The organism is Serratia sp. KH_031, from assembly GCF_057839655.1.
In genome coordinates, this window is the sequence record NZ_CM174496.1 from 1,872,176 (window position 1) to 1,890,276 (window position 18,101).

Sequence of the window (18,101 nt, forward strand, 5' to 3'; positions counted from 1 at the left end):
CATTTGTATAAATGATCAGGAGTTTGCGAAATTAATCAATAGAATCAATGGGGAAATAAATACGCCGGTTTCAGGAAAGAATTAGAGACTTAAGCGTTCGGCAGCGCAGAGGGGTTAGCGGAAGGTCGGCGGCATGTCCGTTGGTTGTCGTGGCATAGTCACGGGCAACATGTTCCGTCATAACACCTCCGCTGGAGGTTAGAAAGTGGTTGGAGTATGCGCGCTGACTATGCGACAGACACGCGTAGAGGTATTGCTAAAACTATGGGGGATGCCGGTGTTGATGGCGTAACTCTGGCCTGCGCTCAGTTCGTAAGTTTGGCCATTGATCGTCAGCATAATTTCACCTTCTAATAAGGTGCCGATCTCTTCTCCCTGATGCTTGATCTTCTCGCCGGTGGTGGTGCCGGGTTGATAGGTTTCCAGCATCATCGCCAGATTGCGCGTGGGGCTGCCGTTATGCACCAGCCTCATGGATACGCCTTGACTACCAATCTCGATCAGGTCATCGGCATCAATCACCACTTTGGGTTGAACTGGTTTTTCCTGCTCGGAAAAAAATTCAGACAGCGATAACCCGTAGACTTTCAACAGCTTTTGCAGCGTACTGATCGCCGGACTGACTTTGTCCTGTTCAATGGTGCTGATGGCGCTGTGGGTTAATCCGGACAGTTCGGCGACTCGGCGCTGCGACAAACCCAATTGCTGACGGATCTGTGACAGGCGCTTACCCGGCGCCAAGCTGACTTCGCTCATAGAGGTATTTCCTTCTGATAGGTACGACAGGCAGAAATGAAACCGTCAAACAGCGGGCTGACAAGTCGTCGCCGCTGTGACCCAAGAGTCCGAACTTGGTGTTCGGACAGTGAGTGTAACCAAAAATCACGGCGTTCGGGCAACAACCGCGTTGGTTACGGGTGGAATTACAGTGGAAGATATAATGCCCATTTTTGCCCCCGCGATCACGGAAGAAATTTTGTCCGACAAAAGGTGAGATTCTGCCTTTCTGGTCAATATTTTATCAATTTAGCAGCGGGCGTTGAATAATCAATCAGAATTGTAACATTTGCAAACCAAATCTGTTAAGGCTATGTTTCATATTATGGATGTTATTTTGAGCGTCAACGTCAGACGCGATCTACAGAGAAGTCAGCCCATGTACTAAATCCAAATCCGCACGAGCACAATGGTGGTGATGTATGCAAACCAATAGCGCAGCAGTCGAAAATTTTGCCCAGCATAATGAAGAAAGGCGAAGTAGCGCGTTCCAACGTGAAGTCATTCATTATTTGGAACGCCACCCCTCCACGCAGTATATCGATATCCTTCTCACTGATTTGAATGGTTCCTTCCGCGGTAAACGCATACCCATTTCTGGCCTGAAAAAACTGGAGAAAGGTTGTTATTTCCCCGCGTCGGTTTTTGCTATGGATATTTTAGGCAATGTGGTGGAAGAGGCGGGATTGGGGCAAGAGTTGGGCGAACCGGATCGCGTTTGTATGCCGGTGCTTGGCTCGCTGACGCCTTCCGCGGCGGATCCGCAACATATCGGTCAGGTATTGCTGACCATGTTGGATGAAGATGGTACTCCCTTTGACGTTGAACCCCGCAATGTTCTGAATCGAGTATGGCAGACATTGCGCCAGCGCGGCATGTTCCCGGTGGTAGCGGTAGAGTTGGAGTTCTATCTCATAGACAGGCAGCGAGACGCAGAAGGTGATTTGCAACCACCATGCGCGCCCGGTACGCAGGAGCGTAATGTGCAAAGTCAGGTGTATTCGCTGGATAACCTGAATCACTTTGCTGAGGTGCTGAGCGACATTGATAGCTTGGCGCAGATGCAAGGGCTACCCGCGGACGGTGCGGTGGCAGAGGCTTCACCCGGTCAGTTTGAAGTCAACCTGAACCATACTGATAACGTGCTGCTGGCGTGCGATCATGCGCTGGCACTGAAACGCTTGGTACGGCAGGTGGCAGAAAATCACCATATGCACGCCACCTTTATGGCGAAACCTTATGAGGAATATGCGGGCAGCGGTATGCATGTGCATATCAGCATGGTGGACAGCAACGGCAAGAACCTATTTTCCGAAGCGGATGGTGAAGATTCTGCGTTGCTGAAGTGCGCGTTGGCCGGAATGATCACCTTAATGCCAGCATCAATGGCGGTGCTGGCACCGAACGTTAATGCGTTTCGTCGCTTCCAGCCGGGGATGTATGTCCCGACGCAGGCTTCGTGGGGGCATAACAACCGCACCGTGGCGCTGCGCATTCCTTGTGGTGATGTAGAAAACCATCGGGTGGAATACCGTGTTGCCGGCGCTGATGCTAACCCGTATCTGGTGACGGCGACCATCTTGGCCGGTATTTTGTATGGTTTGGACAATCAGTTGCCATTACCGGAAGCCGTTACCGGTAATGGGTTAGAGCAAGAAGGGTTGCCATTCCCGATTCGCCAAAGTGATGCATTATATGAATTTGAACACCAACATGAGTTGACTGATTACCTTGGTGAACGTTTCACCCACGTTTATCACGCCTGCAAAATGGATGAACTGACGCAGTTTGAACGTCTGGTCACGGAAACTGAAATTGACTGGATGTTGAAAAATGCCTAGATAGGTGTAAGGTAAAGGTAAATAGATTTAAAGCGATGATACATATTCGTGGAATAATTCACCCAGAAGGGGGAATTTCCGCACAATCGCCGAAAGAATTTACGTATTAGAGTTTCTGGATCTTGTTATCCGGAGGCATTCTGGTGCAAAATAGCGGGAATGCAGATAGCCGACGTTTTAAAGCGTCGGTTATTTTTTTGCATTTTGTTTCATACATGATGAATTTCATACACAAGCGAGGCCGGACATAGAGCCGGATAGATAAATAGGTTCGTGCGCGATCAAACAAAACTTTATGATCGTGACTCATGAGGATTAAGAAAGATGGGGCAACTCTTCACTTTAGCACCGGTCTCCACCGGTTTCCGCTGCGCCCGCAGCGATTATGGGGCAGCCAAGGCAGTCTTGACTCGCTATCCAGCTTCAAATACCCCCTTATCCGAATTTAGTCGTACGTTGCGAAGTCTTCCCGCAACCTTAAGTCTTGGCGTGTCTTTTATCCGCAAGGCAGAGGGGAAGGGGGGGCTGCGTCATGGCCGATAACATCACCAGCGCTATCCCAACGCAACGCGCCCAACTGCGCAAAACACTGACATTAGTTCCGGTAGTGATGATGGGGCTGGCTTATCTCCAGCCAATGACCATCTTCGATACCTTTGGCATCGTATCCGGCCTGACCGATGGTCACGTCGCGACTGCATATGCTTTCGCTCTGCTGGCGGTACTGTTTACTGCTCTGAGCTACGGCAAACTGGTGCGTCGATTCCCGTCGGCCGGTTCTGCTTATACCTATGCACAAAAAGCCATTGGTCCGCACGTTGGCTTTATGGTGGGCTGGTCATCCCTGCTTGATTACCTGTTCATGCCGATGATCAACATCCTGTTGGCGAAAATCTACCTGGAAGCTATCTTCCCGGGTGTGCCTTCGTGGATCTTTGTAGCCGCGCTGGTGGCATTGATGACCGCATTCAACCTGCGTGGTATCAAACTAGTTGCTAACCTGAACTCGATCATCGTCGTCGTACAAGTCGCGATTATGATTGTGTTCCTTGGCCTAGTGATCAACGGGATTTCCCACGGCGAAGGTGCGGGCACGCTGATCAGCAGTCGTCCATTCTGGTCTGATCATGCCAACGTGGTGCCGATGATTACCGGTGCGACAATCTTGTGCTTCTCGTTCCTCGGCTTTGACGGTATCAGCTCACTGTCTGAAGAAACCAAAGACGCAGAACGCGTGATCCCGAAAGCTATCTTCCTGACTGCGCTGATTGGTGGCGTTATCTTTATCGTGGTGTCTTACTTTGTACAACTGTACTTCCCAGACATTTCACGCTTTAAAGATCCCGACGCATCACAGCCTGAAATTATGCTGTACGTAGCAGGTAAATTCTTCCAATCGGTGATTCTGGTGTTCTCGTGCGTGACCGTACTGGCCTCGGGTATGGCGTCACATGCAGGCGTTTCTCGTCTGATGTACGTGATGGGACGTGACGGCGTATTCCCTGAGCGCTTCTTCGGTTATGTGCATCCGAAATGGCGCACTCCGGCACTGAACGTGCTGTTGGTCGGGGTGATCGCGCTGTCTGCGGTATCGTTCGATCTGGTCACGGCGACGGCGTTGATCAACTTCGGTGCGTTGGTGGCCTTCACCTTCGTTAACTTGTCGGTGATTTCACAGTTCTACATCCGTGAGAAGTTGAACCGTGGCTTCAAAAACACCTTCAGCTACCTGATCCTGCCGGTGCTGGGTGCGTTGACCGTCGGTGCGCTGTGGCTGAACTTAGAAAGCAGTTCAATGACGCTGGGCTTAGTTTGGGCAGCGATTGGCCTGCTTTATCTGGCCTTTGTGACTCGCAGCTTCCGCTTGCCAGTCCCACAGGCGAGTGAAGACGTAGCTTAAGCCTTCTCGCAATATCTTGAACGGCATCGTCCAGTGGGCGGTGCCGTTTTTTTTGCTTCAAACTCCTTATTTTCCTTTCTGCTATTTCCTTTCATTTTGTAAGTGATCTACCTCTCCTTTTGTCACTGGTTGCCGAATTTTGTTATTACCCTGCGTCAATGGTCGTCAGTATAGCGACAACTAAAACGGGGGAAGAGCAATGGAAAAGGAACGCATCATTCAGGAATTCGTTCCCGGCAAGCAAATCACGCTGGCACATTTAATTGCGCATCCGGGTGATGATTTAGCGAAAAAGATTGGCGTACCAGGCGCGGAGGCTATCGGCATCATGACGCTCACGCCGGGCGAAACCGCGATGATTGCCGGTGATCTCGCCACCAAAGCAGCTAACGTGCAAATCGGTTTTCTCGATCGTTTTACTGGCGCATTGGTGATTTATGGCTCGGTGGGCGCAGTGGAAGAAGCCTTACAGCAAACGATTAATGGCCTCGGAAACTTACTCAATTACGCCATCTGTTCACTGACTCGCAGTTAATGCGAAAGCTCGGGAGCCGTAGATGAAACGCACGGTATTTGTCGGCGCAGTAGGGGCAGGAAAAACCACCTTATTTAATGCGTTGCAAGGTAATTACACTTTGGCGCGAAAAACCCAGGCGGTGGAATTTAATGATGTCGGGGACGTTGATACGCCGGGCGAGTATTTCAGCCATCCGCGTCTTTATCACGCATTGATTAATACCCTGATGGATGCGGAGTTATTGATTTACGTACAGGCCGCTGACGATCTCCAATGTCGTATTCCCGCCGGGATCTTGGATATTTATCCGCATCTAAAACGCATTGCAGTGATCAGCCATATCGATGCCCCGGATGCACAGATTTCAGTGGTGCGCGAAATATTACAAGCCGCAGGATTTCAAGAGCCGATATTAGAACTCAACAGCTTGGATGCCTGCAGCGTCAAACAACTGGAAGATTATCTAGCCAAACAGGCAGAGCAGGAGAAATTCGCCAATGAAACAATTGATCACCGCCAATGATATTCGCGAGGCTCATGCCAACGGGCAGCAGAGTATTTCCGTCATGCTGGCTAAGTGCATTATCACCCCAGAAGCCAAAAGTATCGCCGAACAACTCGGTATTGAGCTGAGAGAAGGAGCCGTTGCCAGCGCAACGTCAGAAGCGACATTGCCGCGTTCTGAACGGCAACGTATCCGCGAAGAAATTATTGCTCAACTACCCGAAGGGAGTTTCACAGAAAGTTTGGTGGCTCAGTTGATTGACAAGGTGGAACAGGAGCAGAAGGCGCGTACTGGCACACCAACGATGACCCCCGGTTTTCGTGCTGTCACCGGTAAAGGTGGCATCAAAGTGATTGATGGCAGCTCGGTCACTTTTGGCCGTTTTGATGGTGCGGCAGAACCTTGCGTGGGATTAACCGATCTGGTGACGGCGCAAGATGGCAGCAGCATGGCGGCGGGTTTCATGCAGTGGGAGAACGGTTTTTTCCCCTGGACGCTCAACTATGACGAAATCGACATGGTGCTGGAAGGGGAGCTGCACGTACGCCATCAAGGGGAAACGATGATTGGTAAAGCCGGGGATGTGATGTTCATTCCAAAAGGTTCCAGTATCGAATTTGGCACACCGAGCCATGTGCGTTTCCTGTATGTCGCTTGGCCCGCTAACTGGCAAGAGTGCTGAGGCGAATCATGTTACTTGATCGCTGTCGCCGTCAGGCGCAAAACCAGCCACGACGCATCGTCTTCCCAGATGCACTAGATGCACGGGTAATCGAAGCCGCGCATTACCTACAGCATCACGAATTGGCGCATCCAATCTTACTCGCCAATCCCTTTGCCCTACGTCATTTCGCGCTGGCTCACAGCCTGCGGGTTGATGGTCTGATGGTGGTCGATCCGGCCAGTGCGGGGGATTGGCACGCCCTGTTTTGCCAACGGTTGGCGGTGCGTCTTGGCGAGAAAATGCCGGAAGAGGCTGAGGAAAAACTCCGTCACCCGCTGTGGTTTGCCGCAGCGATGGTGGATGCCGGTAAAGCGGATTTATGCATCGCCGGTAATCTCTCGTCTACCGCCGCCGTCTTGCGTGCGGGGCTGAAAGTGATTGGCCTGCAAGCGGGGGTGAAAACGTTGTCGTCGCTGTTTTTGATGTTGCCAGCAGAAGGCGAACAGGTGCTTGGCTTTGCCGATTGTAGCGTGGTGCCACAACCGACGGCGGTGCAATTAGCCGACATCGCCATTAGCAGCGCGGCTACGTGGCAGGCGATTACCGGGCAACCCGCCCGCGTCGCGATGTTGTCGTTCTCGACCGCAGGCAGTGCTCGCCATCCTTGTGTGGCTACCGTTCAGCAGGCGACCGAACTGGTGCGCTGTCGGGAACCGCAACTGTGTGTAGACGGCGAGTTGCAGTTTGACGCCGCCTTTGTACCGCAGGTCGCGAAGCAAAAAGCACCCGATAGTTTGTTAAAAGGTCAAGCGAACGTGATGGTGTTCCCATCACTGGAAGCGGGCAACATCGGTTACAAAATTGCGCAGCGCTTGGGCGGTTATCGCGCTCTTGGGCCGTTGATTCAGGGGCTGAACTCCCCGATGCACGATCTCTCCCGTGGTTGTAGTGCGCGGGAAATTATTGAGTTGGCATTGGTTGCACAAACCCAGTGCCAACCATTAACCACAGGGGTATTAACCCCGATGGCAGTTTAACTAACCGGTCCTACAGGGACCCCAAGTGAGAGGAAATATCATGGAAGCATTAGGATTGATTGAAACCAGGGGTCTGGTTGCACTGATTGAAGCCTCTGATGCGATGGTCAAAGCCGCACGTGTGAAATTGGTTGGCGTGAAGCAAATTGGCGGTGGCTTGGTGACGGCGATGGTTCGTGGTGACGTTGCGGCCTGTAAAGCGGCGACCGATGCGGGTGCCGCCGCCGCTCAACGCCTTGGTGAACTGGTTTCTGTGCATGTCATTCCTCGTCCGCACGGCGATCTGGAAGAGATTTTCCCGATCGGTTTGGGTAGCGGCAAGTTCGACGACTAACGCACTTGTGACGTCATGACCTGACGTCACTCCATTTTTATTCTGATTTTTAATCTGACTTTTAATCTGCCTGGGGGCGGAGCGGGAAGATTTTGCCTGAATTTCATCACGGAGGTGAGCATGAAACTGGCCGTCGTCATTGGACAAATTGTTTGCACCGTACGTCATGACGGGTTGGAGCATGACAAGTTACTGCTGGTGGAAACCATCAACCGTCAGGGGGAACCCAGTGGTGAATGTGCCGTCGCCACCGACAGCATTGGTGCCGGAAATGGCGAGTGGGTGTTGCTGGTGGGTGGAAGCTCTGCCCGCCGAGCACATCATAGTGAAGCTTCACCGGTTGACCTGTGCGTGATCGGCATCGTCGATGAGGTCGTCATGGGTAGCCAGGTGATCTTCCACAAATAACTGAGGGTAGAGCGACATGGATCGGCAACAAATTGAACAAGTGGTGAAGGCAGTGCTGGCGGGAATGGCGGTAGCGCCGTCCCCAGAGCAGTCACCTCAGGCGCAATCCTTGGGCGCCGGGGTGTTTGCTTCGCTGGATGACGCAGTACAGGCGGCTACCGCGGCGCAGCAATCCCTGACGACCGTGGCGCTACGCCAAAAAGTGATTGCAGCGATCCGTCAGGCGGGCGAGCAACATGCACAACCATTGGCGGAAATGGCGGTGGCAGAAACCGGCATGGGACGTGTGGCTGACAAGTACGCCAAGAATGTTTCTCAGGCGCGGGGAACTCCGGGCGTCGAGTGCCTGACACCACAGGTATTGACCGGCGATAACGGTCTGACGTTAATCGAAAATGCGCCTTGGGGCGTGGTGGCTTCGGTCACGCCATCCACCAACCCGGCGGCGACGGTGATCAACAACGCTATCAGCCTGATCGCCGCAGGTAATAGCGTGGTGTTTGCGCCGCATCCAGCGGCAAAAAAGGTTTCTCAACTCACCATCTCTTTATTGAATGAAGCGATCGTCACGGCGGGTGGCCCAGCGAATCTGTTGGTCACGGTAGCTAATCCAGACATCGAAACCGCGCAGCGTTTATTCAAGTATCCGGGCATTGGTCTGCTGGTGGTGACCGGCGGTGAAGCGGTGGTTGAAGCGGCGCGTAAACACACCAACAAACGGTTGATTGCAGCCGGAGCGGGCAACCCGCCAGTGGTGGTGGACGCCAGTGCCGATATCCCACGTGCCGCGCGTTCGATCGTGTATGGCGCTTCATTCGATAACAACATTATCTGTGCCGATGAAAAAGTGTTGATTGTCGTCGCTAGCGTAGCCGATGCGCTGTTGGCGGAAATGCAGCGCCATCACGCCGTTCTGCTCACCGCTCAGCAAGCAGAACAATTGCAGCCAGTGCTGCTGAAAAATATTGATGAGCAGGGTAAAGGTCAGGTCAGCCGTGATTGGGTCGGGCGTGATGCGGCGAAAATTGCCGCGGCGATTGGGCTGAATGTGGATAAGGAAACGCGGCTGCTATTGGTGGAAACCGATGCTCGCCATCCCTTCGCGGTGACTGAAATGATGATGCCGGTACTGCCGGTGATCCGTGTGGCAGATGTCGATCAGGCGATTGCTTTGGCGGTGAAACTGGAAGGGGGTTGCCATCATACGGCGGCGATGCATTCGAGCAACATCGATCATATGAACCGTATGGCGAACGCCATCGACACCAGTATTTTCGTCAAAAACGGTCCTTGCATTGCCGGGTTAGGTTTCGGCGGCGAAGGCTGGACTTCAATGACGATCACCACACCGACCGGCGAAGGCGTGACTTCGGCGCGCACTTTTGTGCGTCTGCGTCGCTGCGTGTTGGTTGACGGTTTTCGCATCGTATAAAGCAGACGGAGGGCTACCATGCACGGTGAAGATATGCAACACGCGTTGTATCAAGCGTTGGACATGATGAACGCCCGCAACGTGCGTGAGTTTGCGGTGCCGCCCTCAACCTTAATGGGACCCGGTGCGGTATCACGCAGCGGTGAGGCGCTACTCGAACGCGGTATTCACCACCCGTTGTTGATGGTGGACGGCATGTTGTATCGCGCTGGCATGACGGAAGTGCTGGAACGCAGTTTGAAACACAACGGCATCGCCTATGAAGTTTGGCAATGTCCTGCGGGGGAGCCAACTGACCACGACGTGGATGCCGCCGTAGAGCAGCTACGCCAATGGCAATGCGATGGCATTGTTGCGCTGGGCGGCGGATCGGTACTGGATGCCGCTAAAGTAGTGGCGGTGTTGGCAACCAACCCACAACGACCACTGGCAGAAGTACAGGCGGGAGCGCGACTTCAGCGTCGGCTACCTTTGGTGGCTATTCCAACCACCGCTGGCACCGGTTCGGAAGCAACTAACGTAGCGGTGATTATCGCGACGCAGCAACACCGCAAACAGGTTTTGGTTCACGCGATGCTGATCCCTGATCTGGCGATTATCGATGCGTGTTTGACGCTCGGGGTTCCACCGCAAATCACCGCCGCTACCGGTATTGATGCCTTAACTCACGCCATTGAAGCCTACGTGGCCAGTAACGGCACGCCGCTCACGCGTGGGTTGGCTTATCGGGCGATCACCACCATTGGGCAGGCATTACCACTGGCGGTGGGGCAAGGGCAGGACATCAAAGCGCGTGAAGCGATGATGCTCGCATCTTATATGGCGGGTATGGCTTTCTCCAATGCGGGTTTGGGTTTGTGTCATGCCACGGCACATCAGATTGGTGCGGCCTACGGCATTCCACACGGTATGGCGAACGCCATCATGCTGCCCGCGGTGATGAACTTTAACCAACTGGTCTGCAAGCAGGCTTACGGTGAAATCGGTCATGCGCTGACGCGTAAAACCTGCGACGCCACGGCGACGATAGCGGCGGTAACCGATTTGATCGGGGAGTTGGAGCTGAGCGGCGGCTTACGCGCTGCAGGTGGTAATGATGCTGATTTTGCTGGTTTTGCGCGGGCGGCGTTAAGTGACATTTGTATTGCCACCAACCCACGCACCGTGACCGAAGCTCAAATTATCGCGCTGTATCAGGATTCCTAATTAACAACATAACGCCTGATAACAGGCGATGAGGAGACAGGGAAATGGGTATTAACGACATTATCATGTACATCATGATGATTTTTATGTTGATCGCCGCCGTTGACCGCATTTTTACCCAGTTTGGCGGCTCTGAATCGATACTGGGAAAAATAGGTTTAGGCAAACTGGGCAAAAGTATCGCCGGTTCAGGTGGTCAGTTTGAAGAAGGTTTTATGGCGATGGGCGCACTGGGGTTGGCGATGGTCGGTATGACCGCGTTGGCACCGGTATTGGCTTACCTGCTGGGGCCAGTGATTATCCCGTTGTATGAAATGCTCGGCGCTAACCCTTCCATGTTTGCCGGCACGCTGCTGGCTTGCGATATGGGTGGCTTCTTCCTCGCCAAAGAGTTAGCCGGTGGCGATGTGGCCGCTTGGATGTATTCCGGTTTGATTCTTGGCTCGATGATGGGGCCAACCTTGGTGTTCTCGATCCCGGTGGCGCTGGGGATTATCGAGCCATCAGATCGTCGCTATCTGGCACTTGGCGTATTGGCGGGGATTGTCACTATTCCGATTGGTTGTATTGCCGGTGGTTTGGTCGCGATGTACTCCGGTGTGGAGGTCAATGGGCAAGTGGTGGAGTTCACCTTGTCGATGATCTTCCTCAATATGATCCCGGTGCTGATCGTCGCGGTTTTAGTTGCGTTAGGGCTGAAGTTTATCCCAGAGAAAATGATCAACGGTTTCCAAATTTTCGCCAAGATCTTGGTGGCGATCATCACCGTTGGGCTGGCTGCCGCAGTCGTGAAGTTTTTAGTCGGTTGGACGTTAATTCCAGGGCTTGACCCGATCTTTATGTCTGAAGGCGATCAGCCGGGGCAGGTGATGCGCGCCATCGAAGTGATAGGCTCTATCTCCTGCGTATTGCTTGGCGCTTATCCGATGGTGTTGTTGCTGACACGTTGGTTTGAAAAACCGCTGATGCGTGTCGGTAATTTACTGAAAATTAATAATATTGCCGCCGGTGGTATGGTGGCGACGCTGGCTAACAACATCCCGATGTACGGCATGATGAAGCAGATGGATGCGCGCGGCAAAGTGATCAACTGTGCCTTTGCGGTTTCTGCTGCCTTTGCTTTGGGCGATCACCTCGGTTTTGCCGCGGCCAACATGGCTCCGATGATTTTCCCGATGATTGTCGGCAAGTTAATCGGTGGGGTTACCGCCATTGGCGTGGCGATGTTGCTGGTACCGAAAGAGCAACCCACCGCTCAGGTTAATGAAGCGGCGGAGGTTCAGCCGTGAAAATCCGCGAACTGCTTAGCGTCGGCATTGATATTGGCACCACTACTACCCAGGTGATCTTCTCGCGCCTGGCGTTAGTGAACCGTGCCGCAATATCACAGGTGCCGCGCTATGAGTTTGTGAAACGCGAAATTATCTGGCAAAGCCCGGTGTTCTTTACCCCGGTCGATCACGGTGGGCATCTGCGTGAGGCCGGGCTGCTGGCGCTGATCCTCCAGCAATATCAAGCGGCGGGTATTGAACCGGCCAGCATCGATTCCGGCGCGATTATTATCACCGGTGAAACGGCCAAAACCACCAACGCGCGACCAGCCGTGATGGCGCTGGCGCAGCAACTCGGTGATTTTGTGGTGGCGACAGCCGGGCCGCATTTGGAATCGGTGATTGCCGGTTACGGCTCCGGCGCGCAAGCCTTGTCGCAACGACAACTCAGCCGAGTGATGAATATCGACATTGGTGGAGGCACCGCCAACTATGTGATCTTCGATGGTGGGCAGACGATCGCTTCGGCTTGTTTGAATGTCGGTGGGCGACTGTTGGAAACTGCCCCAGACGGTCATGTCATCCATATCCATCAACCGGGGCAGTGGATTGCTGACGAGCTGTTTGGCGCGGGCGTCAATGCCAAAAACCTGACTTATACGCAGTTGGAAGCAGTCGCCTCTCGGATGGCACAACTGTTGTATGAAGTGATCAGCGGTGAATTATCGCCGTTGGCGCAACGCCTGTTAATGACAGAACCGCTCCCCGTAGAGCGCCAGCCAGATGTCATCACGTTATCCGGCGGTGTTGGTGAATGTTATCGCCAGCCGCCAGTGCAAGATTTTGATTTCGGCGACATCGGCCCGTTGTTGGCTCGCGCTATCCATCGTCACTCCGGTTTTTCTCAATTGCCTGTGCGCTTACCCGATCAGACCGTGCGCGCCACGGTGATCGGCGCTGGGGCGCACACGCTTTCGCTGTCTGGCAGCACCATCTGGCTAGATGCCGTCGCACTGCCGCTACGCAATATCCCGGTGGTTCATCCGCAAAGTCACGACGATCTTACCCTGCGCTGGCAGCAGGCGCTGACGCAAATGGATCTGGATGCGCAGCAAGATTGTTATGCACTGGCGCTACCCGCCGATTTACCCACCCGTTACGCCAGCGTGCAGCAAGCGATTGGCGCACTGGAAAATTTCACCCAACGCTATCCCAGCCCACATCCGTTATTGGTGGTGGCCAGTCAGGATTTCGGCAAAGCGTTGGGAATGCTACTGCATCCACTGGTGACGCCACGCCCGCTTGCGGTGATCGACGAAGTGATCACGCGCACTGGCGACTATATCGACATTGGTACGCCGTTGTTTGGCGGGGCGGTGGTGCCGGTCACTATTAAATCACTCGCTTTTCCTTCCTGAGGGAACGTCATTATGAAACTAAAAACCACGCTGTTTGGGCAAGTTTATCAATTCAAGGATGTTAAAGAGGTACTGGCGAAAGCTAACGAAATGCGTTCCGGCGATGTGCTGGCCGGTGTTGCGGCACAAAGTTCTCAAGAACGGGTGGCGGCGAAACAGGTACTTTCTGAGATGACGGTCGCGGATATCCGCATGAATCCGGTGATCCCTTATGAAGAGGATTGCGTTACGCGCATTATTCAGGACGACATTAACGAAACTGCTTATCGGCAAATCCAAAATTGGAACATCAGCGAACTGCGTGAATACATTCTCAGTGATGAAACCAGCGTTGATGACATTGCCTTTTTGCGCAAAGGATTGAGCTCCGAAGTGGTGGCTGCGGTAGCGAAAATCTGCTCCAACGCCGATTTGATCTATGGCGGCAAGAAAATGCCGGTGATCAAAAAAGCCAACACTACCATTGGGTTACCTGGTACTTTCAGCGCCCGTCTGCAACCGAACGATACGCGTGATGATGTGCAGAGCATTGCCGCGCAAATTTACGAAGGCTTGGCCTTTGGCGTCGGCGATGCGGTGATTGGTGTAAACCCGGTCACCGACGACGTCGAAAACCTGAGCCGGGTACTCGACACCATTTACGGCGTGATCGACAAATTCTCTATTCCTACGCAAGGCTGCGTGTTGTCGCATGTCACCACGCAAATTGAAGCGATTAGACGTGGCGCGCCGGGTGGCCTGATTTTCCAGAGCATCTGCGGCAGCGAAAAAGGGCTGAAAGAGTTTGGCGTCGAGCTGGAAATGCTGGATGAAGCCCGCGCCGTCGGCCACGAATACAACCGTATTGCGGGCAGCAACTGTCTCTATTTCGAAACCGGTCAGGGTTCTGCTCTGTCTGCCGGGGCGAACTTCGGTGCTGATCAGGTGACGATGGAAGCGCGTAACTACGGGTTAGCGCGTCATTACGATCCGTTCTTGGTAAATACGGTGGTGGGCTTTATCGGGCCGGAATATCTGTACAACGATCGGCAAATTATCCGCGCCGGTCTGGAAGACCACTTCATGGGCAAACTGAGCGGTATCTCAATGGGCTGTGACTGCTGCTACACCAACCACGCCGATGCGGATCAGAACCTGAATGAGAACCTGATGATCCTGCTGGCAAGTGCCGGTTGTAACTACATCATGGGAATGCCGCTGGGTGACGACATCATGCTCAACTACCAGACCACTGCCTTCCACGATACCGCCACCGTGCGTCAATTACTGAACCTGCGGCCATCGCCGGAGTTTGAGGCTTGGCTGGAAACCATGGGGTTAATGGCTAACGGACGTTTGACATCACGGGCGGGTGACCCGTCGCTGTTCTTCTGATTATCGAGGGAAACATCATGGATCAAAAACAGATTGAAGACATTGTGCGCAGCGTGATGGCGAACATGAACCCAGCCGCTACCGCCAAACCGGTAACGCCAGAGTCCGCGCCAGTTGAGGGCGAAAGCTGCGCGTTGGATCTCGGCTCCAACGAGGCCAAACAGTGGATTGGGGTACAAAACCCGCATCGGGCAGAAGTGTTGCAAGAATTGCGTAATAGCACTGTGGCACGTGTTTGTACTGGCCGCGCCGGGCCACGGCCTCGCACGCAAGCACTGTTGCGTTTTCTGGCTGACCATTCTCGCTCTAAAGATACGGTGCTGAAAGAAGTGCCGGCGCAATGGGTGCAGCAGCAAGGGTTGTTGGAGCTGCAATCCGAAATTAGCGACAAAAATCTCTACCTGACCCGGCCGGATTTGGGGCGTCGCCTCAGTGCTGGCGCGATCGAAACGTTGAAAACGCAATGCAAGGCCAATCCAGACGTACAAGTGGTGATCTCCGATGGTCTTTCAACCGATGCGATTACCGTCAACTACTCAGAGATCTTGCCACCGCTGCTGAAAGGGCTGGAACTGGCAGGGATGAATGTCGGCACGCCGTTCTTCGTGCGCTATGGGCGAGTGAAAATCGAGGATCAAATCGGTGAGTTGCTGGGGGCGAAAGTGGTGATCTTGCTGGTCGGTGAGCGCCCAGGGTTAGGCCAGTCGGAAAGCCTCTCCTGTTACGCGGTCTATTCACCGACCATGGCGACGACGGTTGAAGCCGATCGCACCTGTATTTCGAATATTCACCATGGGGGCACGCCGCCGGTTGAAGCTGCCGCGGTGATTGTCGATCTTGCCAAACGAATGCTGGCGCAGAAAGCGTCGGGCATCAACCTCAACCGCTAAAGGGAGCCTGATCATGCCAGCGTTAGATTTTATTAAACCCAATGTGAAAGCGATGCGGGTGATCGCCAACGTCAGCGAAGGTTTTGCCAAAGAACTGAAGCTACCGAAGCATATCCGCAGTTTGGGGCTGATTACCGCAGATTCCGACGATGTGACTTATATCGCCGCCGATGAGGCGACCAAACAGGCGCAGGTGGAGGTGGTTTATGGTCGTTCTCTGTACGCCGGAGCCGCGCATGGTCCATCACCGACTGCCGGTGAAGTGCTGATTATGCTCGGTGGGCCGAACCCGGCCGAGGTTCGGGCTGGGCTAGATGCCATGCTCGCCACCATCGAACAGGGGCCGGCTTTCCAATGGGCAAACAGCGCCGAGGATACGGCGTTTTTAGCGCACGTGGTATCGCGCACCGGTTCCTATCTTTCCTCTACCGCCGGGATCTTGCTGGGCGATCCGCTGGCCTATTTAGTGGCACCGCCGCTGGAAGCCACTTACGGCATTGATGCCGCGCTGAAAGCCGCCGATGTGCAGTTAGTGACCTATGTACCACCACCGTCAGAAACCAACTACTCGGCGGCGTTTATGACCGGCAGTCAGGCGGCCTGCAAAGCCGCTTGTAACGCTTTTAGCGAAGCGGTGCTGGAGATCGCACGCAATCCGATCCAACGGGCTTGATAGGGAGGAATGATGATCAATTCGCTGGGGTTGCTCGAAGTGTACGGCATGGTGGCCAGTATCGACGCTGCTGATGCGATGCTGAAATCTGCCAATGTCCGATTACTGAGTCATGAAGTGTTGAACCCAGGGATGGTCACACTGGTCGTCGAGGGTGACCTCGCTGCTTGTCGTGCTGCTCTGGATGCGGGAGCGGCAGCGGCAGCGCGTACCGGACGGGTCATCAGTCGTAAAGAAATTGGTCGCCCAGAGGTGGATACTGAAAGGTTGGTAAACCGTTTTGGTCGTGCGCCTGTTGTAGTCCCCGATACGGTGAAAACACAACCGGACGAAGAAGCACAGGCATTGCTGACGGCGTTAAGCGCTCATCCTCAAGGCATGACGGCGGGCGAGATCGCCGCGCAGTTCGATTGGTCATTGGAGCTGGCCAAAGAGCGGCTTGATGCCTTGTTGCAGTGTGGTGATTTGCGTAAACGCAATAGCCGCTACCGTTTGAAGAAAGGACAGTCAAATGGCTGAGGTGCTGACGTTAACGCCGGAAGTGATTCGCCAGCGCGTTGCGGATGCCGGAGTGGTTGGTGCGGGCGGCGCGGGTTTTCCAACGCACATCAAGCTGCAAAGCGCAGCGGAGATCTATCTGGTCAATGCCGCCGAGTGCGAGCCGCTGTTGTATGTCGATCAACAACTGGCGCAGCGCCAAGCGGCGGAATTGGTGCGTGGTTTGCAATACGCGATGTACGCCAGCGGGGCGCAGCAAGGCATCATCGCCATTAAAGGAAAATATCAGGGCGCGATTGACGCGTTGACGCCACAACTACCGCCGTCGATACGGCTGCATATTCTGCCGGATGTGTATCCGGCGGGGGATGAAGTGATCACCATCTGGCTGGCTACCGGGCGGCGAGTTCCTCCGGCAGCTTTACCGCTGTCGGTCGGCGTGGTGGTGAGCAATGTGCAAACCCTGATCAACGTGGCGCAAGCGGTCGAACGGCAGACCGCGGTCACACACCGGATATTGACCATCAACGGCGCGGTTAATCAACCGTTGACCGTAAGTTTGCCTGTCGGCACATCGCTGCGAGAGGCGTTGGCGCTAGCAGGTGGCGCTTCGATCGCCAACCCGGCGTTCATTAACGGTGGGCCAATGATGGGACGCCTACAAACCACGCTCGATGCGCCGATTACCAAAGTCACTGGCGGGTTACTGGTGCTGCCCGATAACCATTTGCTGATCGAACGCCGTCGCCGTAGTGAACGCGTGGTATTGAATCAGGCGCGCACCGTGTGCGAACAGTGCGGCTTATGCACCGAACTTTGCCCACGTCATCTTATTGGTCATGAATTGCCGCCGCATTTGATCGTGCGATCCGTCAGTTACGGCCAAATCTCTCAACCTTCGTCGGTAGTGGCGGCATTGACCTGTTCTGAATGCGCACTTTGTGAAGCCTGGTCCTGTCCGGTAGAGATCTCACCGATGCGTATCAATCAGATGCTGAAAAGCCAATTGCGAACTGCTGGGGTGAGTTATCAAGGCGAACTGCGGGCAGAAGATCCGTTAGCGCAACATCGGTTGGTTCCGGTTAAGCGGTTGGTGGCGAAGTTGGATCTCACGGATTGGCTGCATAAAGCGCCATGGCAAGAGACATCGTTTATCCCGCGACAGGTGACGATCCCCTTACGACAACACATCGGTGCCGCTGCGCAACCGATCGTGAAGGTTGGGCAAAGCGTGAGTGCCAGAGAAACGATTGGCGTCATGGCGGTGCAAACCTTAGGTGCGGCAGTTCATGCCAGTATCAACGGCGTTGTCCGCAGTATCGATGCTGATAGCATCATCATTGAGGGAGAATAATC

General features: G+C 54.1%; 18 protein-coding genes. 17 read left to right on the forward strand and 1 reads right to left on the reverse strand.

The features are described from left to right. Positions 1-198 precede the first annotated feature (198 nt). Positions 199-756, reverse strand: a complete 558-nt coding sequence (gene puuR, locus AC3ISQ_RS08315; protein WP_489352230.1) for an HTH-type transcriptional regulator PuuR — start codon at positions 754-756, stop codon at positions 199-201. Positions 757-1,199: 443 nt separating this feature from the next. On the opposite strand from puuR, the gene AC3ISQ_RS08320 reads away from it, so the two are divergent. From AC3ISQ_RS08320 to AC3ISQ_RS08400, 17 genes are all read left to right on the forward strand, one after another. Beyond that, positions 1,200-2,618 carry a glutamine synthetase family protein gene (locus AC3ISQ_RS08320; RefSeq protein WP_489352232.1) on the forward strand — a complete coding sequence of 473 codons (1,419 nt, stop codon included), beginning with the start codon at positions 1,200-1,202 and terminating at the stop codon, positions 2,616-2,618. Positions 2,619-3,150: 532 nt separating this feature from the next. Then, positions 3,151-4,518, forward strand: coding sequence for an APC family permease (locus AC3ISQ_RS08325; protein WP_489352234.1), 1,368 nt, complete (start codon positions 3,151-3,153; stop codon positions 4,516-4,518). 199 nt (positions 4,519-4,717) lie between these two features. Continuing rightward, complete coding sequence (gene eutS, locus AC3ISQ_RS08330; protein ID WP_489352235.1) at positions 4,718-5,053, forward strand: ethanolamine utilization microcompartment protein EutS; 336 nt, start codon at positions 4,718-4,720, stop codon at positions 5,051-5,053. Positions 5,054-5,075: 22 nt separating this feature from the next. Beyond that, on the forward strand, positions 5,076-5,558 hold the full coding sequence (eutP, locus tag AC3ISQ_RS08335) for a EutP/PduV family microcompartment system protein (protein WP_489352237.1): 483 nt from the start codon (positions 5,076-5,078) through the stop codon (positions 5,556-5,558). Next, positions 5,533-6,222: an ethanolamine utilization acetate kinase EutQ gene (gene eutQ, locus AC3ISQ_RS08340; protein WP_489352238.1), complete on the forward strand. Its 690-nt coding sequence runs from the start codon at positions 5,533-5,535 to the stop codon at positions 6,220-6,222. The genes eutP and eutQ overlap by 26 nt, the downstream gene beginning before the upstream one ends. An 8-nt stretch (positions 6,223-6,230) precedes the next feature. Beyond that, complete coding sequence (locus tag AC3ISQ_RS08345; protein ID WP_489352240.1) at positions 6,231-7,241, forward strand: phosphate acetyltransferase; 1,011 nt, start codon at positions 6,231-6,233, stop codon at positions 7,239-7,241. A gap of 40 nt (positions 7,242-7,281) precedes the next feature. Then, positions 7,282-7,575, forward strand: coding sequence for an ethanolamine utilization microcompartment protein EutM (gene eutM / locus AC3ISQ_RS08350; protein WP_489352241.1), 294 nt, complete (start codon positions 7,282-7,284; stop codon positions 7,573-7,575). 120 nt (positions 7,576-7,695) lie between these two features. Continuing rightward, positions 7,696-7,983, forward strand: a complete 288-nt coding sequence (gene eutN / locus AC3ISQ_RS08355; protein ID WP_489352242.1) for an ethanolamine utilization microcompartment protein EutN — start codon at positions 7,696-7,698, stop codon at positions 7,981-7,983. Positions 7,984-7,999: 16 nt separating this feature from the next. After that, on the forward strand, positions 8,000-9,415 hold the full coding sequence (locus AC3ISQ_RS08360) for an aldehyde dehydrogenase family protein (protein ID WP_489352243.1): 1,416 nt from the start codon (positions 8,000-8,002) through the stop codon (positions 9,413-9,415). Between the two features lie 18 nt (positions 9,416-9,433). After that, positions 9,434-10,621 carry an iron-containing alcohol dehydrogenase gene (locus AC3ISQ_RS08365; RefSeq protein WP_489352245.1) on the forward strand — a complete coding sequence of 396 codons (1,188 nt, stop codon included), beginning with the start codon at positions 9,434-9,436 and terminating at the stop codon, positions 10,619-10,621. 44 nt (positions 10,622-10,665) lie between these two features. After that, the gene (eutH, locus tag AC3ISQ_RS08370; protein WP_489352247.1) at positions 10,666-11,910 is read left to right on the forward strand and encodes an ethanolamine utilization protein EutH; all 1,245 of its coding nucleotides are present in this window, start codon (positions 10,666-10,668) and stop codon (positions 11,908-11,910) included. After that, entirely contained in the window at positions 11,907-13,310 is a 1,404-nt protein-coding gene (gene eutA, locus AC3ISQ_RS08375; protein ID WP_489352249.1) for an ethanolamine ammonia-lyase reactivating factor EutA, read from the forward strand. Before eutH ends, eutA begins: the two co-directional genes overlap by 4 nt. A gap of 12 nt (positions 13,311-13,322) precedes the next feature. Continuing rightward, entirely contained in the window at positions 13,323-14,684 is a 1,362-nt protein-coding gene (locus AC3ISQ_RS08380) for an ethanolamine ammonia-lyase subunit EutB (protein ID WP_489352251.1), read from the forward strand. A gap of 17 nt (positions 14,685-14,701) precedes the next feature. Beyond that, a complete protein-coding gene (eutC, locus tag AC3ISQ_RS08385; RefSeq protein WP_489352253.1) occupies positions 14,702-15,574 on the forward strand; it encodes an ethanolamine ammonia-lyase subunit EutC in 873 nt (290 codons plus the stop codon). 13 nt (positions 15,575-15,587) lie between these two features. After that, on the forward strand, positions 15,588-16,247 hold the full coding sequence (eutL, locus tag AC3ISQ_RS08390; protein ID WP_489352255.1) for an ethanolamine utilization microcompartment protein EutL: 660 nt from the start codon (positions 15,588-15,590) through the stop codon (positions 16,245-16,247). A gap of 12 nt (positions 16,248-16,259) precedes the next feature. After that, on the forward strand, positions 16,260-16,766 hold the full coding sequence (eutK, locus tag AC3ISQ_RS08395) for an ethanolamine utilization microcompartment protein EutK (RefSeq protein ID WP_489353190.1): 507 nt from the start codon (positions 16,260-16,262) through the stop codon (positions 16,764-16,766). Beyond that, positions 16,759-18,099: a 4Fe-4S dicluster domain-containing protein gene (locus tag AC3ISQ_RS08400; RefSeq protein ID WP_489352257.1), complete on the forward strand. Its 1,341-nt coding sequence runs from the start codon at positions 16,759-16,761 to the stop codon at positions 18,097-18,099. The genes eutK and AC3ISQ_RS08400 overlap by 8 nt, the downstream gene beginning before the upstream one ends. Positions 18,100-18,101 lie beyond the last annotated feature (2 nt).